Source organism: Aeromonas sp. 19NY04SH05-1 (genome assembly GCF_040581895.1).
Taxonomy (GTDB): Bacteria; Pseudomonadota; Gammaproteobacteria; order Enterobacterales; family Aeromonadaceae; genus Aeromonas; species Aeromonas enteropelogenes.
In genome coordinates, this window is sequence record NZ_CP095328.1 from 2,752,817 (window position 1) to 2,776,953 (window position 24,137).

Annotated in this window: 26 protein-coding genes; 5 read left to right on the top strand and 21 right to left on the bottom strand. The window is 59.5% G+C overall.

From position 1 onward, the window contains the following. The first annotated feature begins 20 nt into the window (after window positions 1-20). Entirely contained in the window at window positions 21-167 is a 147-nt protein-coding gene (locus MRK42_RS12550; protein ID WP_167335329.1) for a hypothetical protein, read from the top strand. A gap of 48 nt (window positions 168-215) precedes the next feature. Here the strand turns inward: MRK42_RS12550 and MRK42_RS12555 are convergent, their stop codons facing one another. From MRK42_RS12555 to trmJ, 20 genes are all read right to left on the bottom strand, one after another. Further along, window positions 216-443, bottom strand: coding sequence for a zinc ribbon domain-containing protein (locus tag MRK42_RS12555; protein WP_338610257.1), 228 nt, complete (start codon window positions 441-443; stop codon window positions 216-218). Window positions 444-558: 115 nt separating this feature from the next. Beyond that, window positions 559-2,055: a ribosome biogenesis GTPase Der gene (gene der / locus MRK42_RS12560; protein ID WP_225632770.1), complete on the bottom strand. Its 1,497-nt coding sequence runs from the start codon at window positions 2,053-2,055 to the stop codon at window positions 559-561. 74 nt (window positions 2,056-2,129) lie between these two features. After that, window positions 2,130-3,314 (bottom strand): outer membrane protein assembly factor BamB, encoded by a 1,185-nt coding sequence (gene bamB / locus MRK42_RS12565; RefSeq protein WP_042071731.1) that lies wholly within the window; start codon window positions 3,312-3,314, stop codon window positions 2,130-2,132. Next, the gene (locus tag MRK42_RS12570; protein ID WP_026456142.1) at window positions 3,307-3,957 is read right to left on the bottom strand and encodes a tetratricopeptide repeat protein; all 651 of its coding nucleotides are present in this window, start codon (window positions 3,955-3,957) and stop codon (window positions 3,307-3,309) included. The genes bamB and MRK42_RS12570 overlap by 8 nt, the downstream gene beginning before the upstream one ends. Before the next feature lie 3 nt (window positions 3,958-3,960). Continuing rightward, a complete protein-coding gene (gene hisS / locus MRK42_RS12575) occupies window positions 3,961-5,238 on the bottom strand; it encodes a histidine--tRNA ligase (RefSeq protein WP_338610261.1) in 1,278 nt (425 codons plus the stop codon). A gap of 138 nt (window positions 5,239-5,376) precedes the next feature. After that, window positions 5,377-6,492 carry a flavodoxin-dependent (E)-4-hydroxy-3-methylbut-2-enyl-diphosphate synthase gene (gene ispG, locus MRK42_RS12580; RefSeq protein WP_042025965.1) on the bottom strand — a complete coding sequence of 372 codons (1,116 nt, stop codon included), beginning with the start codon at window positions 6,490-6,492 and terminating at the stop codon, window positions 5,377-5,379. Between the two features lie 10 nt (window positions 6,493-6,502). Continuing rightward, on the bottom strand, window positions 6,503-7,456 hold the full coding sequence (rodZ, locus tag MRK42_RS12585) for a cytoskeleton protein RodZ (RefSeq protein ID WP_338610263.1): 954 nt from the start codon (window positions 7,454-7,456) through the stop codon (window positions 6,503-6,505). Next, complete coding sequence (tapF, locus tag MRK42_RS12590) at window positions 7,446-8,237, bottom strand: PilW family type IVa pilus biogenesis/stability lipoprotein TapF (RefSeq protein ID WP_338610265.1); 792 nt, start codon at window positions 8,235-8,237, stop codon at window positions 7,446-7,448. The genes rodZ and tapF overlap by 11 nt, the downstream gene beginning before the upstream one ends. 11 nt (window positions 8,238-8,248) lie before the next feature. Next, on the bottom strand, window positions 8,249-9,352 hold the full coding sequence (locus MRK42_RS12595; protein ID WP_042025961.1) for a bifunctional tRNA (adenosine(37)-C2)-methyltransferase TrmG/ribosomal RNA large subunit methyltransferase RlmN: 1,104 nt from the start codon (window positions 9,350-9,352) through the stop codon (window positions 8,249-8,251). A gap of 169 nt (window positions 9,353-9,521) precedes the next feature. Next, complete coding sequence (ndk, locus tag MRK42_RS12600) at window positions 9,522-9,950, bottom strand: nucleoside-diphosphate kinase (protein ID WP_026457648.1); 429 nt, start codon at window positions 9,948-9,950, stop codon at window positions 9,522-9,524. A gap of 265 nt (window positions 9,951-10,215) precedes the next feature. Beyond that, window positions 10,216-11,499 carry an aminopeptidase PepB gene (gene pepB, locus MRK42_RS12605; RefSeq protein WP_338610268.1) on the bottom strand — a complete coding sequence of 428 codons (1,284 nt, stop codon included), beginning with the start codon at window positions 11,497-11,499 and terminating at the stop codon, window positions 10,216-10,218. Then, window positions 11,496-12,800: an aminopeptidase PepB gene (gene pepB / locus MRK42_RS12610; RefSeq protein WP_338610270.1), complete on the bottom strand. Its 1,305-nt coding sequence runs from the start codon at window positions 12,798-12,800 to the stop codon at window positions 11,496-11,498. Before pepB (MRK42_RS12610) ends, pepB (MRK42_RS12605) begins: the two co-directional genes overlap by 4 nt. A gap of 159 nt (window positions 12,801-12,959) precedes the next feature. Then, window positions 12,960-13,298 carry an ISC system 2Fe-2S type ferredoxin gene (gene fdx / locus MRK42_RS12615; RefSeq protein ID WP_005333808.1) on the bottom strand — a complete coding sequence of 113 codons (339 nt, stop codon included), beginning with the start codon at window positions 13,296-13,298 and terminating at the stop codon, window positions 12,960-12,962. Between the two features lies 1 nt (window position 13,299). Next, window positions 13,300-15,147 (bottom strand): Fe-S protein assembly chaperone HscA, encoded by a 1,848-nt coding sequence (gene hscA / locus MRK42_RS12620; protein WP_042025956.1) that lies wholly within the window; start codon window positions 15,145-15,147, stop codon window positions 13,300-13,302. 28 nt (window positions 15,148-15,175) lie between these two features. Continuing rightward, window positions 15,176-15,694, bottom strand: coding sequence for a co-chaperone HscB (gene hscB / locus MRK42_RS12625; RefSeq protein ID WP_042071746.1), 519 nt, complete (start codon window positions 15,692-15,694; stop codon window positions 15,176-15,178). Window positions 15,695-15,703: 9 nt separating this feature from the next. Beyond that, window positions 15,704-16,027: an iron-sulfur cluster assembly protein IscA gene (iscA, locus tag MRK42_RS12630; RefSeq protein WP_026457929.1), complete on the bottom strand. Its 324-nt coding sequence runs from the start codon at window positions 16,025-16,027 to the stop codon at window positions 15,704-15,706. Between the two features lie 15 nt (window positions 16,028-16,042). Continuing rightward, entirely contained in the window at window positions 16,043-16,426 is a 384-nt protein-coding gene (gene iscU, locus MRK42_RS12635; protein ID WP_005299770.1) for a Fe-S cluster assembly scaffold IscU, read from the bottom strand. Between the two features lie 41 nt (window positions 16,427-16,467). Further along, window positions 16,468-17,682 (bottom strand): IscS subfamily cysteine desulfurase, encoded by a 1,215-nt coding sequence (locus MRK42_RS12640; protein WP_042025954.1) that lies wholly within the window; start codon window positions 17,680-17,682, stop codon window positions 16,468-16,470. A 53-nt stretch (window positions 17,683-17,735) separates the two neighbouring features. Beyond that, complete coding sequence (gene iscR / locus MRK42_RS12645; RefSeq protein ID WP_026457689.1) at window positions 17,736-18,239, bottom strand: Fe-S cluster assembly transcriptional regulator IscR; 504 nt, start codon at window positions 18,237-18,239, stop codon at window positions 17,736-17,738. Between the two features lie 91 nt (window positions 18,240-18,330). Next, on the bottom strand, window positions 18,331-19,059 hold the full coding sequence (gene trmJ / locus MRK42_RS12650) for a tRNA (cytosine(32)/uridine(32)-2'-O)-methyltransferase TrmJ (protein ID WP_338610276.1): 729 nt from the start codon (window positions 19,057-19,059) through the stop codon (window positions 18,331-18,333). A gap of 186 nt (window positions 19,060-19,245) precedes the next feature. Between trmJ and MRK42_RS12655 the strand changes: the two genes are divergently transcribed. After that, window positions 19,246-19,662, top strand: a complete 417-nt coding sequence (locus MRK42_RS12655; protein ID WP_026457687.1) for a hypothetical protein — start codon at window positions 19,246-19,248, stop codon at window positions 19,660-19,662. Here the strand turns inward: MRK42_RS12655 and MRK42_RS12660 are convergent. Beyond that, window positions 19,615-20,148, bottom strand: coding sequence for an SCP2 domain-containing protein (locus MRK42_RS12660; RefSeq protein WP_042025951.1), 534 nt, complete (start codon window positions 20,146-20,148; stop codon window positions 19,615-19,617). The two genes, MRK42_RS12655 and MRK42_RS12660, sit on opposite strands and share 48 nt — an antisense overlap. A gap of 189 nt (window positions 20,149-20,337) precedes the next feature. Between MRK42_RS12660 and MRK42_RS12665 the strand changes: the two genes are divergently transcribed. The 3 genes from MRK42_RS12665 to MRK42_RS12675 all read left to right on the top strand — a co-directional run bounded on the left by MRK42_RS12665 (window position 20,338) and on the right by MRK42_RS12675 (window position 24,094). Then, window positions 20,338-21,333: a peptidase U32 family protein gene (locus tag MRK42_RS12665; protein ID WP_042071754.1), complete on the top strand. Its 996-nt coding sequence runs from the start codon at window positions 20,338-20,340 to the stop codon at window positions 21,331-21,333. A gap of 60 nt (window positions 21,334-21,393) precedes the next feature. After that, a complete protein-coding gene (locus MRK42_RS12670; RefSeq protein ID WP_338610280.1) occupies window positions 21,394-22,266 on the top strand; it encodes a U32 family peptidase in 873 nt (290 codons plus the stop codon). Window positions 22,267-23,176: 910 nt separating this feature from the next. Next, window positions 23,177-24,094 (top strand): IS5 family transposase, encoded by a 918-nt coding sequence (locus MRK42_RS12675; RefSeq protein ID WP_338610283.1) that lies wholly within the window; start codon window positions 23,177-23,179, stop codon window positions 24,092-24,094. Window positions 24,095-24,137: the final 43 nt, after the last annotated feature.

A 24,137-nucleotide genomic window follows, 5' to 3' on the forward strand; every position in this document is an offset into this window, starting at 1 on the left:
CCAATTGGGAGGAGACCAAGATGCAAAAACGTAGAAAAATCAGTCTGGTCAGAAAAGCAAAGAGCAGCTGGAGCCCCAGACGCAAACTCAAGCTTAATGACATGAAGCGCAAGATATGGCGCAGAAACCGCTCATTTACCCTGCTCATCGCTGAGCACACAGCATAAACCCGGCATTTGCCGGGTTTTTTTATCGCTTCTTTCGCTGACCAACCATCATGGCAACAGGGTCGCCTGGAACTGCACCGAGCGTTTCGAGACCAGACTGTTGCAGTGGTTGCAGAAGTAATCCACCGCGCCGCACGCCTTCAGCCGCTCCAGCTCCTGCTGGCAGGCGGGGCATAGCGCCGTGATGCGCACGTTGGCCTGACACTGGCCGCAGGTCTGTTCCTTACTGCGGGTATCCAGTTCGCCCTGGCAGGATGGACAAAGCGGGGTTTCCATTTTCGACTCCTCGTAAAGTGAACCAGCCATGGGGTGGCCCATGGCTGGTTCCCCTTCCCTTCTGGATCCGGGAGAGCATAACAAAGCGGCTGCCGGTGAGGGCAGCCGCCAGGGCTTATTTCTTCTTCATCTTCAGCAGGCGTTTGCGCTGACGCTCCTGACTCAGGGTCAGGGTATTCTTCTTGCCCTCGAACGGGTTGACCGATTCCTGGAACTCGACCCGGATCGGGGTACCCATGATCTTGAGGGACTTGCGGAAGTAGTTGATGAGGTAGCGCTTGTACGAATCCGGCAAGTCGTTGAGCTGGTTGCCGTGGATCACGATTCGCGGCGGGTTGTAACCACCGGCGTGGGCGTACTTCAGCTTGACCCGGCGACCGTTCACCATGGGCGGCTGGTGATCTTCCTGGGCCATCTGCATGATGCGGGTCAGCATGGCGGTACTGGTACGACGGGTCGCCGACTGGTACGCCTCCTGAATGGATTCGAACAGGTGGCCGACACCGCTGCCGTGCAGGGCTGAGATGAAGTGCACGCGGGCGAAGTCGATGAAGCCCAGACGACGGTCGAGCTCGTTCTTGACGTCCTCTTTCACCTTCTGATCCAGACCGTCCCACTTGTTCACCACCAGTACCACGGAGCGGCCGGTGTTGAGCACGAAGCCAAGGATGCTGAGATCCTGATCGGTGATGGTCTCCTGGGCGTCGATCACCAGCAGGCAGACGTTGGCATCTTCAATGGCCTTCAGAGTCTTGATGACGGAGAACTTCTCCACCGTCTCGTGCACCTTGCCACGACGACGCACACCGGCGGTGTCGATGATGACGTACTTCTGATCGTCGCGCTCCATCGGGATATAGACGGAGTCGCGTGTGGTGCCCGGCATGTCATAGACGATGACGCGGTCTTCACCCAGCATGCGGTTGGTCAGAGTGGATTTGCCGACGTTGGGGCGACCGACGATGGCAAACTTGATGGGCAGGTCGGCAAACGGGGTCTCCTTGGTGTCTTCCTTGGTATCCAGATCACCGGCGGCCACCATGCGCAGCAGGGCTTCTTCGTCGAAGTCCTCCTCCTCTTCATCCTGCGCTTCTTCCTCGATTACCGCACCGACCAGCTCCTCCAAGTGGGGCGCCAGGGCCAGCTCCAGCAGGCTCAATACACCACGGCCGTGGGCCGCCGCCATCTGGTACACCTCGCCCAGTGCCAGACCGTAGAACTCGGACACTGCGGAATCACCGTCGATGCCGTCGGTCTTGTTGGCCACCAGAAACACCTTCTTGTGGGACTTGCGTAGGTGCTCGGCGATGGCCTGATCCGCGGCGGTCAGACCGGCGCGGGCATCCACCATGAACAGCACCACGTCCGCTTCATCGATGGCCAGCAGGGACTGCTCGGCCATCTTCAGCTCGATCCCCTCTTCGGTGCCATCGATACCGCCGGTATCGACCACGATAAATTCCAGCTCGCCCAACTTCGCCTGACCGTATTTGCGGTCCCGGGTCAGACCGGGGAAGTCGGCAACCAGGGCATCCCGAGTACGGGTCAAGCGGTTAAACAGGGTGGATTTCCCCACATTGGGGCGGCCCACCAGGGCTACTACAGGAGTCATAAAAGCCTCATTCTCAAGACGACAAAGGCTCCGGGTCCGAAGACCAGGAGCCGGATATTCACATTTTCGGACGATCAGGGACGCTTGATGGCGTACAACTTGCCGTCACGGCTCTGTACATACAGGGTGTCACCATCCACCAGGGGGGCGGAGTAGAGACCACTGCTGTCGAGCTGCTGCATCGCCTGGATGGTACCGTCGGTACGATCCAGCCAGTACAGGTATCCTTCCACATCACCCACCACCACATAGTCACCCAGGATGACAGGTGCGGTGACAGTACGATTCTCCAGCTGGGTATTGGACCACAGCTCCAGACCATTGCGACGGTCGATGGCAAACAGATGGCTGCGGCTGTCGGTCAGCACGATGGCATTGCCGGTCAGCGCCAGATCGCGGTAGCCGGAATACTTGCGCTTCCACACTTCGTCGCCGCTCATCAGCTTGCGGGCCATCAGCTGGCCGTTGTAGGCGATGGCATAAAGCTCGTCACCGGCGATGAGCGGGCTGGCGTCCACGTCCACCATGCGATCCAGCTCGGTGGCGCCGCGCGGGTCGGCCACCTTGGACTGGCGCACCGGCTGGCCGTTGCTCAGCAGCGCAATGCCCACCTTGCCATCGGCACGACCGTAAATGACGGCGCCGTTGGTGATGATGGGAGCGCCGGTGCTGCGCAGGGTCAGCGGCGGCTGCTCTTCGGAGAGCGACCACTGCAGCTTGCCTTCATCGGTATCAAGCGCCACCAGGCGACCGGAGGTGGTCAGCACCACCACACGGCCATCTTCCACCGCCGGGCTTGCCACCACTTCACCGGGCACCGAGGTCTGCCACAGCACCTCGCCGTTCTCCTCGTTCAGGGCGTAGACCACCCCGTTTTCGGAGCCGAGGAACAGTTTGCCGTAACGGGCAACCAGACCGCCGGAGAGACGGGCGCTGCGCTTGTCGGCATTGATCGGCAGATCAGCCAGATCGACGCTCCACAGCTCCTTGCCGCTGGCGCGATCGAAAGCAGTGACGTCACCGTCACGGGCGGCGGCATAGATACGGTCCTCTTCCACCACCGGCTTGAGCTGGGAGTAGAAGTTGCCGATCCCGTCACCCACGGTGGAGGACCAGACGGTATCCGCCGTGAAGGAAGAGGTCACCTGCGGCAGGGGCGCCATCGGGGTGAGATCCTCTTCCGAACTGAACAGGGAGCACCCCTGCAAAGCGAAGGAGACTGCCGCCCCCAACGCCATCATCTTGAATAGATTACGCATCCGCTGCCTCACCTGTGGTCGTGGCCGGCAAGGCCAGATCGTCCATCTTCAATTTGAGTTCCTGGCTGCCCTGCAGGCCGCCGGCATCCGCCGCTGCCTGATAGGCATCCCGCGCCTCTTCCAGCTTGCCCTGCCCCAGCAGGATATCGCCACGCACTTCCGCCACCTGGGCCTTGAAGGCGTCGTTGTTGATCTTGCCAAGCTGGGCCAGCGCCTCGTCGGCCTTGCCCTGACCGTTCAGCACCCGGGCCAGACGCAGGGAAGCAAACGGACGGATGCTCTCGTCACCTGAGGAGGCCACCAGCGCAAGCTGCTCGGCGGCCAGGTCCAGCTTGCCCGCCTTGACGGCGGCTGAGGCCAGTTGCAGTGCAGCCATATCGCCGTAGGCATCGCCCTTGTTGGCGGTGACAAACTGCTGCGCCTGCTCCAGGTCGGCGGCTTCGCCCTTGGCCAGCTGCTCCAGCACCTGGTTGTAAGAGCTGGAAGCAGCCTCCATGGTCTCTTGTTGATGCTGGTTGTAATAGCGCCAGCCGAACAGACCAACCAGACCGATCACGGTCCCGGCGATCACCGAGGTTCCGTTCTCTTTCCACCACTCCTTGATAACCTCAACCTGTTGTTCTTCGGTGGTATAGACTTCCACAGCTTACTCTCCTTTGGCTGCCAGCAGGGCAATGGCGGCATCGACCGTGATGGTCTGTTGCTCGGCCTGACCACGCAGATATTTGATGGTGATCTCCCCGTTTTGCACCTCGGTCTCACCGAGGATCAGGGCGATCGCCGCGCCGCTCTTGTCGGCACGCTTGAGTTGTTTCTTGAAGTTGCCACCACCGCAGTGGCTCATCAGGCGAAGATCCGGCAGCGCATCGCGCAGACGCTCGGCCAGCTGGAAGCCAGCCTGCTCGGTCCCCTCGCCCACCATGCAAAGGTAGACATCCACCGCCGGGCGGATATCGGCGTTGAGCTCGAGGGTTTCCAGCATCAACACCAGACGCTCCATGCCCATGGCGAAACCCACGGCCGGGGTCGGCTGGCCGCCCAGCTGCTCTACCAGACCGTCGTAACGGCCACCGGCACAGACGGTGCCCTGGGCCCCCAGACTGTTGGTCACCCACTCGAATACGGTGAGGTTGTAGTAGTCGAGACCACGTACCAGGCGCTCGTTCACTTCATACTGGATACCGGCAGACTCGAGCAGGCGCTTGAGCCCCTCGAAGTGAGCCAGGCTCTCCTCGCCCAGGTGATCGAACAGACGCGGGGCATTGACCAGGATGGCCTGGACTTTTTCATCCTTGGAGTCGAGCACCCGCAGCGGGTTGCTGTACATGCGACGCTGGCTGTCTTCGTCCAGCTGATCCTTGTACTGCTCCAGGTAGGCCACCAGGGCATCACGGTAAGCCGCACGCTCACTGCTCTGGCCCAGGGTATTGAGCTGCAGGGTGACGTGATCCTGGATGCCGAACAGACGCCACAGGCGGTGAGTCAACATGATGAGCTCGGCGTCGATATCCGGCCCGTTGATGCCAAACAGCTCGACACCAAACTGGTGGAACTGACGGTAACGGCCCTTCTGGGGGCGCTCGTGGCGGAACATGGGGCCCATGTACCACATGCGGCGTTCCTGGTTGTAGAGCAGGCCGTGTTCGATACCGGCACGCACACAGCTGGCGGTCCCTTCCGGACGCAGGCTCAAGCTGTCGCCGTTGCGATCTTCAAAGGTGTACATCTCTTTTTCGACCACGTCGGTCACTTCACCGATGGCGCGCTTGAACAAATGCGTCTGCTCGACGATGGGCATGCGCACTTCGCTGTAACCATAACTGGCAACGACCTGGCGCAGGATCTGTTCAACTTTCTGCCATACCGGGCTCTGCTCCGGCAGGCAATCATTCATACCGCGAATAGCTTGGATCTGTTTTGCCACGTTGATACTCGAGAAAAAGAGGTAAAATTTGGCCGCATTATAGGGATTTTCACCCCCGAGGTAAAATCAGGGAATCCGGATGCGGGATGTAAAATCAGTCACCTGGACACGGGGCCACCGAATGTGGCCCCGTTTCGCTCAATCCTTGTCCAGCAGGATCTGGTTGGCAGGATCCAGCATGGCCGCCCGGGCGCGAATGCGACGCTCCAGAGTCGGGATCAGATCCTTGTTGTCGAGCCGATCGACCCGTTGGCCCCCCTCGTAGAAGGCGCTCTTGTTGGCCGCCCCGGCCAGCCCCAGATCGGAAACCAGCGCCTCCCCCGGACCATTCACCACGCAGCCGATGATGGAGACATCCATCGGTGTGATGATGTCCTCGAGACGCTGCTCGAGCTCGTTGACCGTGCCAATGACGTCGAACTCCTGACGGGAGCAGGAGGGACAGGCGATAAAGTTGATGCCACGGGAGCGGATACGCAGGGACTTGAGGATATCGAAGCCCACCTTGATCTCTTCCACCGGATCGGCGGCCAGCGAGATGCGCAGGGTATCGCCAATGCCCTCGCTCAGCAGCATGCCAAGGCCGATGGCGGATTTGACCGCACCGGCACGGAAACCGCCCGCCTCAGTGATACCAAGGTGCAGCGGCTGCTCGATCTGCTTGGCCAGCAGACGATAGGCGCCGACCGCGAGGAACACATCGGAGGCCTTGACGCTCACCTTGAAGTTCTGGAAGTCGAGTCGGGTCAGATAATCCACATGACGCATGGCGGATTCCACCAGCGCCTCCGGGGTCGGTTCGCCGTACTTCTCCTGGATATCCTTCTCCAGCGACCCGCCATTGACCCCGATGCGGATCGGGATGTTGAGGTCGCGGGCGCAGTCGACCACGGCACGCACCCGCTGCTCGTTGCCGATGTTGCCCGGGTTGATGCGCAGGCAGTCGGCACCGTACTCGGCCACTTTCAGGGCGATGCGGTAGTCGAAGTGGATATCGGCGACGATGGGAATGCGGGTCTGCTGCTTGATGAGTTTGAAGGCTTCCGCCGCCTCCATGGTGGGCACGGAGACCCGGACGATGTCGGCACCGACCCGTTCGATCCGCTGGATCTGCTCGACGGTGGCGGCCACGTCCGTGGTTTTGGTGTTGGTCATGGTCTGCACCGTGATGGGGGCATCGCCCCCAACCGGCACATTGCCGACCATGATCTGCCGGGATTGACGACGAATAATGGGAGATTCGTGAGCGGACATGACTGAGAGATTACTCCTGCGGCAGTGAGAAGCGGGCAGTACGGCCGTTGTTGTAACGACTCATATCAAACGACTGGCCCTTGTATTCGAGCTTGACGGCCATGGGCGCGCCAACGATCAATTTCAGCGGCTCGGCGCCTTCCAGCACCAGTTCGTCGTTTGCCTTCTTCAGACCGCTATACAGGGTCTTGCCATTGGCATCCTTGACATCCAGCCAGCAATCGGCGGTAAAACTCATCTTGAGCTGGGGCGCGCTGGCCGGCTCGCTCGCAGCGCTCTCGTCGGTCGCGGCCACATCAGATGTGCTGCTCTCAGCCTGGGTGCTGACGGCGGCGCTGGGATTTTCCTCAGGCAGGACCGCCGCCTCCGGCGCCAGGGTACCGGTCGCATCGGAGACGGCAGCGGGCGCTGCAGCGTCGATGGCAGGCTCAGTTGCATCGGTCACCGGCGCCAGGCTCTCGGTTCCCGGCACAGTGTCTGTGGCAGCGACGGAGGTTGAGGCGCTCATCTCGGTGGCAGCGAGGGCTTCGTCACCTGCGGAGCGACGGGCCGTGCTCTGCCACCACCAGGCGACGGAGAGGCCGATCAGCACCAGGATCACCAGCCAGGTCACCACCTTGAGCCGACTGTCGTTGGCTTGCTGGCGGGAACGGCGGGAGAAGCTCTGCATGTCGATGTTGTCGGGAGGCGTCAGACCCAGCTTGTCGTAAGCGGCCAATATGGTCTCTTCGGGGATCCCGACCAGCTTGGCATAGGTACGCAGATAGCCACGGATAAAGGTATGGGACGTGTGCTTGTCGTAAGTATCCGATTCAATGGCGGCAATCAGGGTCAGACGAAGATGAATGCGGGACGCAACCTGCTCTCGTGTCCATCCGAGCTGTTCACGGGCGTTGCGCAGCAGCTGGCCTGGGCCCACTGCCTGGGAGTCGTCTTGGAAATCGTGTTGCTGTTCAATAGTCATTGGCTAAGTAACGCTTGGCTTGTTGCGAAGTGGGATATTGCCTTACCAGCTCAGTCCCGAATTGGTGAAGTAATGCCGGTTTGTCCATGGCCTGCGCCAGCCGCAATCTCAACCAGAGACTCGCTTCGTTTTCGTCCGATACATCGGCAAAACGGGCGAGGTAGGACTGCACGTCAGGTAGCTTGCCATCTTTCATGGAAAGTTCGGCCAAGTCCAGCAATAACCTTGGATCGCGGGGATTATACCCCAAGGCCAGAAGATAGTACTCGCCGGCTTTATCATTTCTGCGATTTTGCAGGGCACAAAGCGCCGCATTCTCGTACGTATCGGCTATTTTCACGTACCCGGGCTGGGTGACCGCCTGGTTGAACGCCTTGTCCGCCTCATCATAGCGCCCCCGGTTGCACAGGAAGGCGCCATAGTTGTTCATTGCGTCAGCATTGGACGGATCCATGGCCAGGGCATTCTTGTAACTGGTTTCAGCCGCCTTGAAATCCCCCACCTTCTGGTAGAAGTAGGCAAAGCCGATCTGAACCTGGGGATTGGAGGGGTCATACTGGAGGGCGCGGTCAAGGTTGAACTTGGCCTGTTCGGCATTGCCTTGACGCAGATATTGAATACCCAAATCCAGGCGAGTCTGGGCAGCCGCCTTGAGGTCGGGGCCCACTTCACGCTGGGTCGAATTCTGGCCAGCGTAAGTGGTCTCGGTCACACAGCCTGGCAGCGCACAGAGCGCTGCCACTACGATCAATGTACGTGTATCCATTCCCTGTCTATACAATGGCTTAGCAATTAAACCATTTTGACGGAAATCCCATCCTGTTGCATCCGATTTTTGATGGTGCGCTTGGTGCGGTCGATCACATCCCCCACCAGCTGACCACAGGCGGCATCGATGTCATCACCACGGGTCTTGCGGACGATCACGGTGAAACCGTACTCCATCAGCACCTTGGAGAAGCGATCGATACGGCTGTTGCTCGGCTTGCCGTAAGGGTTGCCCGGGAAGGGGTTGAACGGGATCAGGTTGATCTTGCTCGGGGTGTCTTTCAGCACCTTGGCCAGCTCGTGGGCGTGCTGCATATCGTCATTGATATGATCGAGCAGCACATACTCCACGGTCACCCGACCGCCGTTGGCGTTGGATTTGGCCAGATAACGGCGCACCCCGGCGAGGAAGTCTTCGATGTTGTACTTATCGTTGATCGGCATGATCTCGGAACGCAGCTTGTCATTGGGCGCATGCAGGGAGATGGCCAGGGCCACGTCGATCTGATCCCCCAGCATGTCCAGCGCCGGCACCACCCCGGAGGTGGAGATGGTCACCCGGCGCTTGGAGATGCCAAAGCCGTAGTCGTCCATCATCAGACGCATGGCGGGCACCACGTTGGCCAGGTTGAGCAGCGGCTCGCCCATCCCCATCATTACCACGTTGGTGATGGGGCGTTTGCCACCGACAACCCGGGCGGCACGCCACACCTGGCCGATGATCTCGGAGACTTTCAGGTTGCGGTTGAAGCCTTGCTGGGCGGTGGAGCAGAACTTGCATTCCAGCGCACAGCCGACCTGGGAGGAGACGCACAGGGTGGCGCGATCGTCTTCGGGAATGTAGACGGTCTCCACTTCCTGGTCCCCTACCTGCAGCGCCCACTTGATGGTGCCGTCAGAGGAGCGTTGCTCACGGCTGATCTCGGGGGCCTTGATCTCGGCGATGGCCTTGAGGCGCTCCTTGAGCACCTTGTTGACGTTGGTCATCTGATCGAAATCATCACAACCAAAGTGATAGATCCACTTCATGACCTGATCTGCCCGGAATGGCTTCTCGCCCAGTTCGACGAAAAAAGCGCGCATGGCATCCCGATCAAGATCCAGCAGGTTGATTTTTGTTTCGCTCATCAATGGCCTCGGTTCAAACACTTCATCAATTATTGGCTGACGATGTCAGGGGGCGGCATTGTACAAATTATGGGTCTGGCTTTCTACCTGGAGAATAGAGGGATATTGCGCCGGAGGCGAAAACAACAAAGGGAGCCGAGGCTCCCTTTGTCATATCACCCGGACCTTATCAGCCGCGCGGGCAGATCTCGTCATCGGAAAAGAAGTAGGCAATTTCACGGGCGGCAGAGGCCGGGGCATCGGAGCCGTGAACGGCGTTGCGATCGATGCTTTCGGCATAGCAGGCACGCAGGGTACCGGCCAGGGCCTCTTTCGGGTTGGTCGCGCCCATGATTTCACGGTGACGGCGGATGGCATCTTCGCCTTCCAGCACCTGCACCATGACAGGACCCGAGGTCATGAAGCTGACCAGGCCGTCATAGAAGGGCTTGCCCTGGTGCTCGGCATAAAAACCGGCGGCCTGTTCGCTGCTCATGTGCAGCATCTTGGCGGCAACCACTTTCAGGCCTGCGCTTTCGAAGCGGTTGTAGATGGCACCGATCAAGTTCTTGCTGACAGCATCCGGCTTGACGATAGAGAAAGTACGTTCGATGGCCATTGAGATCTTTCCTTAACTACAGAGGTTTATTGTTAGAATCCATGTTCGCTGGCGATTATACGTAAACAAAAACCCAAAAAACACACAGTTTGGCAACTTTTCATTAAAAATACCGTTCTTGCAGTCAACATCAGGGCCATATTGGCCGAGCCAGGCCAGAAAATATGTGCGCTTGTGCACGATAATCCTATGAAGCGCTTAAAAAGCCATCTTTTGCTCATTATTCCAGCACCATGAAAAAGGGCGCCCAAGGCGCCCTTTTCGTTTAGCAAGCCTCTGCCAGCAAGGTGTGCGCTATGGTGCGCATCCCCAGGGTATTGGCCCCCGGCGCCCAGAGGGCGTCGCCGTTGTCGCTGAAGCAGGCGGCCAGATCGATATGAAGCCAGCCAGTCCCCTCGTTGGCCACAAAACGGGAGAGGAAGCCCGCCGCGTTGGAGGCGCCACCCGGCCCGCCCCCCTTGACCGGACGACTGTTGGCCGTATCAGCGTAATGAGACGGACACTGCTGGCGATGCCAGGGCTCGAGCGGCAGCGGCCAGGCCGGTTCCTGTTCTGCCTCTGCATAGGCCATGGCCCGGCTCACCAGCGGCTTGTCCAGACCAAACAGGGCGTTATAACGCCCACCCAGCGCCATCACGGCGGCGCCGGTCAGGGTGGCCGCATCGATGATGAGCGGGGCTCCAGACTCGCTCGCGAGCTGCAGGCCGTCGGCCAGCACCAGCCGCCCTTCGGCATCGGTATTGACGATTTCCACCGTGGTACCGTTCTTGTAGGTGAGGATATCCCCCAGCTTGTAGGCATGCCCCGACACCAGGTTTTCGGCGCAGCAGAGGATAAGCTTCACCCGCTTGTCGAGCCCGCGCAGCATGGCCAGCGCCAGGGCACCGGTGACGATGGCCGCCCCGCCCATGTCGCACTTCATGGTGAGCATCCCCTCGGAGCTCTTCATGGAGTAGCCACCGGAGTCGAAGGTGATCCCCTTGCCCACCAGGGCCGCCGCCACCGGCGCCTTGGGATCCCGACCCGGGTTGAAGTCGAGTTCGAGCAACACGGGTTCGCGCTCGCTGCCACGCCCCACCTGATAGAGGCCGACCCAGCCCGCCTGCTGCAAGGCAGCCCCCTTGAGGATCCGGTGGCTCACCTTGTCTGGCGCCAGCTCGGTGATGAAGGCTGCTGCCTCCACCGCCAGTTCCAGTGGTCCCAGCTGCTCGGGGGTAGCATTGGTCATCTCGCGCACCCAGCGACCACACAACCAGCGTGCCTCCAGTTCCTCCCTGTCCTCTTCCGACGACATGGCCCACTGCAGTTGCACCTCGGCCTTGGGGGTCTGCAAGCCCTGGGCAAAGGCCCACTGCTGTTCACGTTCCCAGTGACCGGCCAGGGTCACTTTCTGGATCCCCTGCTGGCAGAGGCGGCGCGCCGCCTGCTGGATATCGATCTGGGGGCTTGTGCTCACCAAGTGGATCACCATGCCATCGGCGCGGTGGGAGAGCAGTGCCCCCTCCCCCCATTCGGCCGGGGCAAAGTCACGGCATAACCAGACGTTCATACACTCACCTCCTGCAACCAGCGGGCGATGGTGCGCAGACCATGCCCCTTGGCACCGGTTGCCCAGAGATCGTTGCCCGCTTTTTGATAGGAGGCGGCCAGATCCAGGTGCACCCAGCCCTTGCCTTCGTCACGCACGAAACGCGACAAAAACGCCGCCGCCGTGGTGGCGCCGGCCGTTCCTTCCGCCGAGGCGACATTGCCCAGATCGGCAAACGCCGAGGTAAGTTGGCCTGCATGCCAGGACTCCAGCGGCAATGGCCAGGCCTTCTCGTTTTCAGCTTTGGCGGCGGCCAGCGCACGCAGCTGCTCGGCCTCGTTCAGGGCAAACACGGCATTGTAATCGCGACCCAGCGCCATCTTGGCAGCGCCGGTCAGGGTTGCGGCATCGAGAATGTGAGCGGCGCCGCTCTCGCTGGCGACCAGCAGCCCGTCGGCAAGCACCAGGCGGCCTTCCGCATCTGTGTTCTGGATCTCGACCGAGACACCGTTGCGGTAAGTGAGGATGTCGCCGAGCTTGAAGGCGTAGCCGGAAACCAGGTTCTCGGCGCAGCAGAGGATGAGCTTGACCCGCTGGTTAAGGCCGCGGCTGATGGCCAGTGCCAACGCCCCTGTGACCATGGCGGCGCCGCCCATGTCGGATTTCATCGGCAACATGTTGTCGGAGGACTTCATGGAGTAGCCGCCGGAGTCAAAAGTGATCCCCTTGCCCACCAGGGCCGCCGCCACTGGGGCATCGTCACGGCCGGTCGGATTGTAGTCGAGCTCGAGCAACACGGGTTCCCGCTCGCTGCCACGGCCCACCGACCAGATCCCGATATGGCCCGACTCTTTCAATGCCTCGCCAGCGGTGAGACGCGCGGTCACCTTGTCTCCCGCCAGGCCGCGAATGAGCAGCAGCGCCGACTCCGCCAGACTCATGGGATAGATCTCCTCCGGGCAGCCATTGGTGACGTCACGCACCCAGCGGGTTGCCTTCTGCATGGCCTCCAGCTCGCGGGCTTCTTCTGCTGGTTGCTCACCAAAGTCGAGTTCCCGCTCCCCCTTGGCGGCGTAGAAACCCTGAGCAAACGCGTAACGACGCTCCAGATCCCAGCCACCGCCGGCCAGTGTGATGCGCTTGATCCCTGTCGATTCAAGGCGACGGGCGGCACGTTGAATGGCACGCAGCACCTCGTTTTCCTGGCACACAGGATCGAGATGGATCAACGCACCGTCACCGTTGAAACTGAGCAGGGCACCCTCGCCCCAGTGAGCGGCCGCAGCCTGGGTGGACAACCCTACCTTCATCATGTCAGCCATCTTTTCTTGCTTCCTTCTTCACTGGCACTGTTTATTGGCGCTTGTCATGGCCAAAGGGAAATCACGAATACAAAAAAGGCCGTGCCCTCACGGGTCACGGCCTTCACCATATCACTGATGCACCACAGGTTGCTGCATGTGCAATTCACTCATGTCCGATTAATGACGCTCGGAGGCGAGGTTCAGGGTGTACTTGGGCAGCTCCACCACCAGATCCTCGTCCGCCAGCTTGGCCTGGCAACTGAGACGGGATTCCGGCTCCAGTCCCCACGCCTTGTCCAGCATGTCGTCTTCCAGCTCGTCACTCGGCTCGAGGGAGTCAAAACCTTCCCGCACCACGCAGTGGCAAGTGGTGCAGGCACAGGATTTCTCGCAGGCGTGCTCGATCTCGATGCCGTTGCGCAGCGCCACATCCAGGATGGTCTCGCCGCTTTGCCCCTCAAGGGCAGCGCCATCCGGACAGAGCACGGGGTGAGGAAGAATGATCAGTTTTGGCATATTACACCTTGTTGACGTTTTGTCCGGTCAGCACCTTGCGGATGGAGGCATCCATCCGGCGGGCTGCAAATTCGCCACTGGCAGCATCTGCCGCCTCAATGGCCTCTTTGATTTGATTGGTGGAGCCCGACTGGCGCATGGCCAGCAGATGGGCGATTGCCCCGTCGATCTCGGCACGCTCGTCCGCGTTCAGCAACGCCTCACCATCGGCAGCCAGGGCAGCATTGAGGCTCTCGACCACACGATCTGCCTCAACCTGCTGCTCGGCCAGCATGCGGGCCTCCATGTCCTGCTGGGCGTTCTCGATGGAGGCGCTCAGCATGGAGAGAATGTCCTCTTCCGCCAGCCCGTAGGAGGGTTTGACCTGGATCTCGGCCTGCACACCGGAGGATTTCTCCATGGCGCTGACCGAAAGCAGGCCATCCGCATCCACCTGGAAGGTGACGCGAATGTGGGCGGCCCCCGCCGCCATCGGCGGAATGCCGGTCAGGGTGAAACGGGCCAGGGAACGGCAATCAGCAACCAGCTCGCGCTCCCCTTGCACCACGTGAATTGCCATCGCGGTCTGGCCATCCTTGAAAGTAGTGAACTCCTGGGCGCGGGCCACCGGAATGGTGGTATTGCGCGGGATCACCTTCTCGGCAAGGCCGCCCATGGTCTCAAGACCGAGAGAGAGCGGGATGACGTCCAGCAGCAGCATCTCGGCATCCGGCTTGTTGCCCACCAGAATATCGGCCTGGATGGCGGCACCGATGGCCACCACCTTGTCAGGATCGATGCTGGTCAGCGGGGTACGCTCGAAGAACTCGCCCACCAGTTCGCGCACCAGCGGAACCCGGGTGGAGCCCCCCACCATCACCACCTCCAACACTTCCACCTGCTCAAGCCCCGCATCGCGCAGCGCGCGGCGGCAGGCCAGCAGGGTCCGTTTGACCAGCGGGGTAATGAGCTCGTCAAACTGGCTGCGCGTCACCTCCCCCTGCCAGCCGGCAAAGGCGCAAGGCACGGCATCAGCATCGGTCAGACCGTGCTTGACGGCAGCGGCCACATCCAACAGCTCCCGCTGCAGACGGGCATCCAGCTCGCCGGACAAACCAGCCTGCCCCTTGATCCAGTCAGCCAGCAGGTGGTCGAAGTCATCGCCGCCGAGGGCGGAGTCACCACCGGTGGCCATCACTTCAAACACGCCGCGGTGCAAGCGCAGGATGGATATATCGAAAGTACCGCCCCCGAGATCGTACACGGCGATCACCCCTTCCTGACCGGAGTCGAGGCCATAGGCAATAGCAGCCGCAGTCGGTTCGTTGAGCAGGCGCAACACGTGCAGACCGGCCAGTCTGGCCGCATCCTTGGTGCCCTGGCGCTGGGCATCGTCGAAATAGGCGGGCACTGTGATCACCACACCATCCAGATCGCCGCCCAGGGTCTGGGCGCCGCGCTCGGCCAGTTTTTTCAGGATCTCGGCCGACACCTGCACCGGATTGACCAACCCCTGACGGGTCTGCAACTGGGGCATGCCGTTGTCGGCAGCCACAAATTCATAAGGCTGCTGGCGGGTGTCGATGTCGGCCAGCGCCTTACCCATCATCCGCTTGACCGAGACGATGGTGTTGTGGGGATCGAGGGCCGCTTCGCGCTTGGCGTCGAAGCCAACCCGGATCCCGTCGGCCTGATAGTGCACGACGGACGGGAGAAGATCGCGACCTTGCTCGTCACTGAGGGTATCGGCGTGGCCGCTGCGCACGGCGGCGACCAGCGAGTTGGTGGTTCCAAGGTCGATGCCGACGGCACGCTTGTGCTGATGAGGAACGGCGCTCTGGCCGGGCTCGGCGATTTGCAGTAATGCCATGGGTAATCAAACTTCCAGCGTTAAGGGATCAAGACTCGAGCAGCGAGTCTTCGAATCGTTCCAGCTCCTCAAGGAGCTTGTCGACAAACTTGAGTTTGCGAACGCAATCTGCGGCCCCGAGATCCTCGCCATCGGCGAGCATGCGGGTCAGCTGCTGCATCAGCAGCTGGTGATCATGCCTGATCTCGTGGCGAAAATCCTTGATGGCGCGCTCAGGGTCGGCCTCGCCTTTCAGATCGGCCAAGCGTTCGCGCCACTCCAGCTGTTGCATCAGGAAGGCCGTGTCTTGCAGGGTTTGCTGTTCGCCGCGAATATCGGTGCCACGCAGGGAGAGCAGATATTCTGCACGGCGCAGAGGCGCCTTGAGGGTCGTGAAGGCATCGTTGATCTGGGCGGCACGCTGCACCGCAGCCAGCTGCTCCCGCTCGGGAGCAGTGGCAAAACGATCGGGGTGAAACTGGGTTTGCAGCTGGCGATAGGTGTCGGCCAGCTGGCGGGTATCGAGCTCGAAGCCTTCAACCAGCCCAAACAGCTCGAAATGGTTCATGCCAACCTCTTAGACACTGAAGCTTTCGCCACAACCACACTCGCCCTTGACGTTGGGGTTGTTGAACTTGAAGCCTTCGTTGAGGCCTTCCTTGACGAAATCCAGCTCGGTGCCATCCAGATGGATCAAGCTCTTGGCATCGACAATAATCTTGACGCCATGCTGCTCGAATACCTGATCTTCATCAGCCAGTTCATCGACGAACTCGAGCACGTAGGCAAGGCCGGAGCAGCCGGTGGTCTTGACGCCGAGGCGCAGGCCAATTCCCTTGCCCCGGTTTGCCAAGAAAGAAGAAACCCGTGCCGCTGCGGCATCTGTCATGGTAATAGCCATACTGCTCTCCGGCGCTTAAAGACCTTTCTTCTGCTTGTAATCGGCGATGGCCGCCTTGATGGCATCCTCGGCCAGGATGGAGCAGTGGATCTTCACCGGCGGCAGGGCCAGCTCTTCCGCGATGTCGGTATTCTTGATGCCGGCCGCTTCGTCCAGAGTCTTGCCCTTGACCCATTCGGTCACCAGGGAGCTGGAAGCGATGGCGGAGCCACAACCGTAGGTCTTGAACTTGGCATCTTCGATGATGCCATCGTCACTGATCTTCAACTGCAGTTTCATCACGTCACCACAGGCCGGCGCACCGACCATGCCGGTAGCGATGCTGGGATCGTTCTTGTCGAAGCCACCTACGTTGCGGGGATTTTCGTAGTGGTCGATTACTTTTTCACTGTAAGCCATATCTCACTCCTGCTAATTCTGTTGTTCACCGATCATCGAGATCAGTGATGAGCCCATTCGACCGTGTTCAGATCGACGCCGTCCTTGTACATCTCCCACAGGGGAGACATCTCACGCAGGCGACCGATGGAGTCACGAATAAGCTTGACCGCGTAGTCGATCTCTTCTTCTGTGGTGAAGCGACCGATGCTGAAGCGGATAGAGCTGTGAGCCAGCTCGTCATTCAGACCCAGGGCACGCAGCACATAGGAGGGCTCCAGGCTGGCGGAAGTACAGGCAGAACCGGAAGAGACCGCCAGATCTTTCAACGCCATGATGAGGGATTCCCCTTCCACATAGGCAAAGCTGACGTTGAGGTTGCCGGAAACACGCTGCTCGAGGTCACCATTCAGGTAGACGGCTTCGATGTCCTTGAGGCCATCCCACAGGCGCTGACGCAGAGCCATCACACGCTGACCTTCGCTGGCCATCTCTTCCTTGGCGATACGGAAGGCTTCACCCATGCCGACGATCTGGTGAGTTGCCAGGGTGCCGGAACGCATGCCGCGCTCGTGACCACCACCGTGCATCTGGGCTTCGATACGCACACGCGGCTTGCGGCGCACGTACAGAGCACCGATCCCTTTCGGGCCATAGATCTTGTGAGCGGAGAGAGAAAGCAGATCGATCTTCATCGCTTCGACGTCGATCTCGACCTTGCCCACGCTCTGGGCGGCATCTACATGCAGCAGGATCTTGCGTGAACGGCACAGCTCACCCAGTCCCTTGATGTCCTGGATGACACCAATCTCGTTATTCACGTGCATCATGCTGACCAGAATGGTGTCGTCGCGCATGGCATTTTCGATCATCTCGAGGGTGAACAGACCGTTCGGCATCGGCTCGAGGTAGGTCACTTCGAACCCTTCGCGCTCCAGTTGGCGGCAGGTGTCCAGCACAGCCTTGTGTTCGGTCTTGGAGGTGATGATGTGCTTGCCCTTGCTGGCATAGAAGTGGGCGACGCCCTTGATGGCCAGGTTGTCAGACTCGGTCGCACCGGAAGTGAAGACGATTTCGCGCGGGTCGGCGCCGATCAGCTCTGCCACTTGATTACGGGCCAGATCCACCGCCTCTTCGGCCTGCCAGCCAAAACGGTGAGAACGGGAAGCCGGATTGCCAAACAGGCCATCCATGGTCAGACACTGCATCATTTTTTCTGCGACACGCGGGTCCACCGGACAGGTTGCCGAATAATCAAGGTAAATAGGCAATTTCATGTTTTTCTCCGTCACAGTTCGGGTCATACATCGCCCCGCTGTGGAAAGCACGTTTATAGTTGGACTTTCAAGCTCACATCGCCGCGTTCCGCCCGTTCAACCAGGGACAACGCAGTTTTCATCTGTTCATCTTGCTTGCCGGCAATCCGGCGCACATCGGCCTGGCAAACCAGTTCGGCCAGGGTGATATCCCCAAGGAAACTGGAGATCCGCTCGCTCAAGTCCCGCCACAGGGAGTGAGTCAGGCACTGGGTACCACCGTGGCAGCCACCCTTGCCCAGGCATTTGGTCGCGTCGACCGACTCGTCAACTGCGGTGATCACCTGGCCAACCGAGATCTCGTCTGGCGCCAGACCGAGGCGATAACCGCCACCCGGGCCACGCACGCTGCTCACCAGGCCATGCTTGCGCAGGCGGGCAAACAGTTGCTCGAGATAGGACAAGGAGATGCCCTGGCGCTCGGAAATATCGGCAAGGGGAACGGGCCCCTGCTCAGCATGCAGCGCCACGTCGAGCATGGCGGTTACAGCGTAACGTCCTTTTGAAGTCAGTCTCATGTGCCTTACCGTCTTGCGAAGCAATTAATGGGCACATGGTCACATACCCGACAAAATCAGTCAAGTATATGGTTGAGTAAATTAGTCGGGATTAATCGATGACGCCCGATTTCTGGACCGAGGTCAAAATTCCCCGCAGGATATTGAGTTCCACCGCTTCCGGTCGGGCCCGATTGAAGAGACGACGCAACTTGCTCATCACGTGCCCCGGGTGATCTTCAGTGATAAAACCGGTCTTGAGCAGGGTCTGCTCCAGATGCTGGTAAAAACCTTCGAGCTGGGCCGCACTCGGGTAATCTTGCACACCGTCAGTTTCAGCGGCTTGTTCCTGCGACTGCAGCCAGTGCATACGCACCTCATAGCAGAGGGTCTGCACCGCCATGGCCAGGTTGAGGGAGCTGTACTCAGGGTTGGCCGGGATCGCCACATGGTAGTGACACTTTTGCAACTCATCGTTGGTCAGGCCGGTGCGTTCACGGCCAAATACCAGCGCCACCGGATGCCTAACCCCTTCCGCCACGGTTTTTTCACCTGCCTCGCGAGGATCCAGCATGGGCCAACTCAGGGTGCGAGAACGGGCACTGGTACCGATGACCAGACCACAATCGGCGATGGCTTCATCCAGGGTAGAGACGACTCGGGCATTGGCGAGTATATCGCTGGCACCGGCCGCCAATGCATTGGCATTGCCATCCGGCAAGGCTTGCGGATCAACCAGCACCATCTGGGTCAAACCCATGGTCTTCATGGCGCGTGCCGCAGAGCCCATGTTGCCGGTATGAGAGGTGTTTACCAAAACAATACGAATCTGATCCAACATGCCCAGTCAATCTTCGGTGAAAAATGGCGCGCAATTATAACATAAGAGAGCGCTATTTTGGCACCGTTAAAGGAACGCCATTTCAGCACTAACGCGACAGTTTGTATAACAAACCAGCATGAGGCAAACGTGAGAGATGACTAAACTTGAAGGATAAGCGATTAACAGCGCAGGAGTGCCACAGCCATGCTTCCCCCGTATATCTATGAGAGACTGCCCAGCCTCTATTTGCTGATGGCCATTGTCATGATCACCTTGAGCGAGCAGCCTCTGCTGTGGTTTGCAGGTTGTCTGCTGTTTATCGTCGGGGCGATCACCTGGATGATGCGCTCCAGTTATCGCCGTACCGACCTCATCATCTTTCCAGACAAACGCTGGTTGCAACCGGAGTGGCTCTACGAGGCACAACCCTTTATCTGGCTTGCCTTGGGGCTGCTGATATCGCAGCAACCCGCCCCCTTTGCCTCGCTTGCATTGCTCCCCTGTCTGTGGGCATGCCGTTGTCTTTGGGCCCGGCACCGCTACCGTCATCACGTCTGCGGGGCGACAGCCCACTTAAGACGGGATCCCGCCCGGCGTCGCCTGCATCGCAGTCTGAACTGACCCGTTGCGGGCACGCTCGATAAAGGTCGCCAAGTCCATCAAGGGATACTTCATCAGGCTCGGCAGACCATCGAGATCCAGACTATCCATCAGGTTTTTCACTTCCAGACCCAATTCCGTATCACCTTCAATTTTCAGCTTGCGCTGGAAGAAGAGCGAATCCGGGTCTTCCTTGCGTCCGGCGATCAGGATGAGGTCATTGGTAGTGCCGCTGAAGCAGACATCCACTTTTTCGCAGTCGCGCGCCACAACCAGTTGACCCTTCTGCTCGCTGATGAACCAGCACAGCTCGAGATCGGATACTTCCACCTTAAGCCACTTGCCAGCCAGAAATTCGAAGTCGCCATCCTCAATGGCCTCCTTGAATACCCGTGCTAGCAGGCTCTCCATTACCTGCTTTTGCAGATTGAAGGGCACCAGTTTGAGGGGATGACGCAAGAAACGGGGGGCCTGCTCTACCAGACCAAGATGCAATTTTTGAAACACGATGGACTCCCTTTTTTGCGCATTCAACCATATGCCTCCCCATCAGATCCTGTGGGAAATCAAACTTCTGCCGAGTTACCTCTAGAAGGGTAAAGCCACCGAAAACTGCCTCAGGTCAAAAAGCAGCGCCATGCCGATGAATACAATCAGGGCCTATTTGCCCTTCATATGCACCCTCGGAGCGTACTAATGGAATTACTCTGTCCGGCAGGCAGCTTGCCGGCACTGAAAACCGCCGTAGATAACGGGGCTGATGCCGTTTATATCGGCTTCAAGGACGACACCAATGCCCGCCACTTTGCCGGTCTGAACTTCACCGACAGCAAACTTGAGAAGGCGGTTGATTATGTGCACCAGCATGGTCGGAAACTGCATATCGCCATCAATACCTTCGCCCACCCGGGGGCCGATGCCAGGTGGAAGCAGGCGGTGGATCGCGGCGTGGCGCTTGGCGCCGATGCCCTGATCATCGCCGATCTGGCTGTGCTTGATTATGCCAGCCGTCGCTACCCGGAGATGGAACTGCATGTCTCGGTACAGGCCAGCGCCACCAATGCCGCTGCCATCCGCTTCTATCAGCAACAGTTCAATGCCAAACGGGTCGTTCTGCCCCGGGTGCTCTCCATGCATCAGGTCAAGCAACTGGCCCGCGAGACCGATGTCGGCCTCGAAGTCTTTGCCTTCGGCAGTCTCTGCATCATGGCCGAAGGGCGTTGTTACCTCTCTTCCTACATGACGGGCGAGAGTCCCAACACGGTCGGCGCCTGCTCACCGGCCAAGTTTGTGCGTTGGGAAGAAACACCAAACGGCCTCGAATCGCGCCTCAACGAGGTGTTGATAGACCGCTACGGCCCGGGTGAAAACGCCGGCTATCCGACCCTGTGCAAGGGGCGCTTCGAGGTGGACGGCCAGACTTACCACGCCCTGGAGGAGCCGACCAGCCTCAACACCCTCGGCCTCTTGCCCGAGCTCTTCAAGACCGGGATCCAGTCGGTCAAGATTGAGGGACGCCAGCGCAGCCCTGCCTATGTAGAGCAGGTGACCCGGGTCTGGCGCGCCGCCATTGATGCCTACCAGGCCAATCCAGATGCCTACCAGGTCAAGAGCGAATGGGATACCCAGCTCGCCCGCGTCTCCGAGGGAAGCCAGACCACGCTCGGTGCCTATCACCGCCAGTGGCAATAAGGAGTCCCCTATGTCCTTCTCTTTCCTGCTTTTCTCTTGCGGCAACAAGGAGCTCAACTAATGCAATTCTCTTTAGGGCCCCTGCTCTTTTACTGGCCCAAGGCCGACACCGAAGCTTTTTATCAGGCTGCGGCCAGGAGCGACGCCGATATCATCTATCTGGGAGAAACCGTCTGCAGCAAGCGTCGCGAACTCAAGGTGGATGACTGGATCGCGCTTGCCCATCAGGTGGCTGATTCTGGCAAGCAGGTGGTGCTCTCTACCCTGGCGCTCATTTCGGCCCCTTCCGAGCTCAAAGAGGTCAAGCGGCTGGTCGACAATGGCGGCCTGATGGTCGAGGCCAACGATCTCGGCACTGTCCAGCTTGCCCGGGAAGCGGGTCTGCCGTTTGTATGCGGTCCGGCCATCAACGCCTACAACGCAGATGTGCTCGGCATGCTGCTCAAACAGGGGATGAAACGCTGGGTGATGCCGGTGGAGCTGTCGCGCGACTGGCTGGTGCAACTCAACCAGGATCTGGGCGCCATGCGCCAGCAGTTTGAGGTAGAGGTGTTTGCCTACGGCCATCTGCCACTGGCCTACTCGGCTCGCTGCTTCACCGCCCGCTCCCTCGACAAACCCAAGGACAACTGCGAGCTCGCCTGCATTCACTACCCTACCGGTCGTCTGGCCAACAGTCGCGAGGGGCAGCGGGTGTTCAACCTCAACGGGATCCAGACCCAGTCCGGCTACTGCTACAACCTGGGCAACGATCTGGCGAGCATGGCGGATCTGGTGGATGTGGTCAGGCTCTCTCCCCAGGGCATGGATACTCTGGACATGCTGGCCCGCTTCAAGGCCAATCAGCAGGGAGAGGCCCCCCTGCCCCTGCAGCAGGATCGTGACTGCAATGGGTACTGGCGCCAGATCCCCGGCATGAGTCTGGTGGTATAACGCCGGCTCTCGCCCAGCAAAAAGGCCTCATCACGAGGCCTTTTTTACAGCTGTGTGTCCCGTCCTGAATATGGTTTATACCTTTACCCCGAATATACGGAAACCCTGATGGGACAAGGAGTGAAACGAACACCATACGATTGCTTGCTGACGTTTAAACTGACCCTAGCCGAGCGGCGAGATGGCATACAAACAGGCACCAGTGCACTATGGCATTCAGGGCAAGGCGACCGATCTTAGCGCCAACTTCTACCAGCTGCGCCAGACCAGCTATCACCAGCTAACCGTCGGCAGCACGTTGATGCCAGCGCCACAGTCCCACCCCAGCCTGCGCCAAACGCTTCAAGGGCATTCAGATCGACCACATCGACCAGCAGAACGAAAGCGCTCCCGACTTCCTCACTCGGCTGGCAGGTCAATGTGGCGCCCTGATCACCATCAAGTTGGGCCGCCTGCTCTTTATCGGGCGGGGCAAGGAGCTCTCCCCTCCGTCACCATCCCACGCTAGAACGGCGACCAGCACCGCTTCGCCGTCGCTGACTGTGAGGCTTACACCAGCGTCGTGGCCAACTAGCACCACGACCAGAAGAAGACCACTACCGAGGGCTCTACCGTCAAGCGCAAACGCAAGAAGAAGCCAAAGTCGGAACAGGAATTGCCGAGTGGTACCACAGTCAGGGGATTCAAACCGCAGATCAACGAGGCCGCCAGGGTTGTGTACAACATCAACAACAGCGGCTACACCAACAACAATTAACCTCGAAGTGGCGCTCGAAGATCTGCCGGAAGTAAGCTAGAAAAACTCCGTGTGGACCAAATATGGGCGTTGTTGCCCAAATCGATGCAGCTTGAATGGAACTAACTGAGGACTTGGTGATCTGATCACCACCATCCTCTTCAAATCTGCATCATGGGCACGTCGCTTCACCCCATCACCAACTGGCCTAAATACAACAAGTCTTTGATTAATCGTGGTTCACTCACCTTCTGGGTTGATGCCGATGCCATGAGCAACTGGTTTCACCACGACCATCATGGACGGCGGGGCCGTAGCCAGCTCTACACCGACCAAACCATCGCCACTTTCCTGATGCTCAAGGGGATTTTCAACCTCACTTTGCGAGCAACCCAGGGACTACTCGACTCCCTGTTCGAGTTGATGAACGTACCGCTTTGTGCCCCCGATTACAGTTGTGTCTGCAAGCGTGCCCGCACGGTGATAGTGGCCTATCGGCAGCCCTCAAAGGGACGCATTACCGACTTGGTTATCGACTCAACCGGGCTGAAGGTGTTTGGTGAAGGCGAGTGGAAGGTCAGAAAACACGGCGCTGAGAAACGGCGAGTCTGGCGCAAGTTGCATCTGGCGGTGGACCCGGTGACCCACGATATCGTGGCGGCGGAAGTCTCGCTGGAAAATGTCCATGATGCCGAGGTGTTGCCCACCTTGCTCAACCCTCTGCGGCGTAAGCTGGGACATGTTTATGCGGATGGAGCTTATGACAGCAAAGCCAGCCATCAGCTTATCTCGCGCAAAGGGGCGACAGCCTGTATCCCGCCTCGCAAGAGCGCGGGGTTATGGAAAAAGGGACACCCAAGAAATGACGCTGTGCTGGTGATGCGCAAGGAAGGGCTGGCACACTGGAAGAAGATATCGGGGTATCACCGTCGCTCGCTGGCAGAGACGGCGATGTATCGCTTCAAGCAGTTGCTGGCGGGGAAAATCAGTCTGCGTAACTACAACAGCCAAGTGGGAGAAGTCATGGCGTATGTAAGCGCCATAAACAAACTCAATACCCTGGGTCTGCCTGTCAGAAAGTCCCGAGTGTAGCGGTTACCCAGGGCTGGGGAAGTCATGACTTGCTGGCTGATTT

Excerpts from the sequence above, each read along its gene's own strand:
- MRK42_RS12550 (WP_167335329.1), top strand. The coding sequence starts at position 21 with ATGCAAAAACGTAGAAAAATCAGTCTGGTCAGAAAAGCAAAGAGCAGC.
- MRK42_RS12555 (WP_338610257.1), bottom strand. The coding sequence starts at position 443 with ATGGAAACCCCGCTTTGTCCATCCTGCCAGGGCGAACTGGATACCCGC.
- der (WP_225632770.1), bottom strand. The coding sequence starts at position 2,055 with ATGACTCCTGTAGTAGCCCTGGTGGGCCGCCCCAATGTGGGGAAATCC.
- bamB (WP_042071731.1), bottom strand. The coding sequence starts at position 3,314 with ATGCGTAATCTATTCAAGATGATGGCGTTGGGGGCGGCAGTCTCCTTC.
- ispG (WP_042025965.1), bottom strand. The coding sequence starts at position 6,492 with ATGTCCGCTCACGAATCTCCCATTATTCGTCGTCAATCCCGGCAGATC.
- rodZ (WP_338610263.1), bottom strand. The coding sequence starts at position 7,456 with ATGACTATTGAACAGCAACACGATTTCCAAGACGACTCCCAGGCAGTG.
- MRK42_RS12595 (WP_042025961.1), bottom strand. The coding sequence starts at position 9,352 with ATGAGCGAAACAAAAATCAACCTGCTGGATCTTGATCGGGATGCCATG.
- ndk (WP_026457648.1), bottom strand. The coding sequence starts at position 9,950 with ATGGCCATCGAACGTACTTTCTCTATCGTCAAGCCGGATGCTGTCAGC.
- pepB (WP_338610268.1), bottom strand. The coding sequence starts at position 11,499 with ATGAACGTCTGGTTATGCCGTGACTTTGCCCCGGCCGAATGGGGGGAG.
- pepB (WP_338610270.1), bottom strand. The coding sequence starts at position 12,800 with ATGGCTGACATGATGAAGGTAGGGTTGTCCACCCAGGCTGCGGCCGCT.
- fdx (WP_005333808.1), bottom strand. The coding sequence starts at position 13,298 with ATGCCAAAACTGATCATTCTTCCTCACCCCGTGCTCTGTCCGGATGGC.
- hscA (WP_042025956.1), bottom strand. The coding sequence starts at position 15,147 with ATGGCATTACTGCAAATCGCCGAGCCCGGCCAGAGCGCCGTTCCTCAT.
- hscB (WP_042071746.1), bottom strand. The coding sequence starts at position 15,694 with ATGAACCATTTCGAGCTGTTTGGGCTGGTTGAAGGCTTCGAGCTCGAT.
- iscA (WP_026457929.1), bottom strand. The coding sequence starts at position 16,027 with ATGGCTATTACCATGACAGATGCCGCAGCGGCACGGGTTTCTTCTTTC.
- iscU (WP_005299770.1), bottom strand. The coding sequence starts at position 16,426 with ATGGCTTACAGTGAAAAAGTAATCGACCACTACGAAAATCCCCGCAAC.
- MRK42_RS12640 (WP_042025954.1), bottom strand. The coding sequence starts at position 17,682 with ATGAAATTGCCTATTTACCTTGATTATTCGGCAACCTGTCCGGTGGAC.
- iscR (WP_026457689.1), bottom strand. The coding sequence starts at position 18,239 with ATGAGACTGACTTCAAAAGGACGTTACGCTGTAACCGCCATGCTCGAC.
- trmJ (WP_338610276.1), bottom strand. The coding sequence starts at position 19,059 with ATGTTGGATCAGATTCGTATTGTTTTGGTAAACACCTCTCATACCGGC.
- MRK42_RS12655 (WP_026457687.1), top strand. The coding sequence starts at position 19,246 with ATGCTTCCCCCGTATATCTATGAGAGACTGCCCAGCCTCTATTTGCTG.
- MRK42_RS12665 (WP_042071754.1), top strand. The coding sequence starts at position 20,338 with ATGGAATTACTCTGTCCGGCAGGCAGCTTGCCGGCACTGAAAACCGCC.
- MRK42_RS12670 (WP_338610280.1), top strand. The coding sequence starts at position 21,394 with ATGCAATTCTCTTTAGGGCCCCTGCTCTTTTACTGGCCCAAGGCCGAC.
- MRK42_RS12675 (WP_338610283.1), top strand. The coding sequence starts at position 23,177 with ATGGGCACGTCGCTTCACCCCATCACCAACTGGCCTAAATACAACAAG.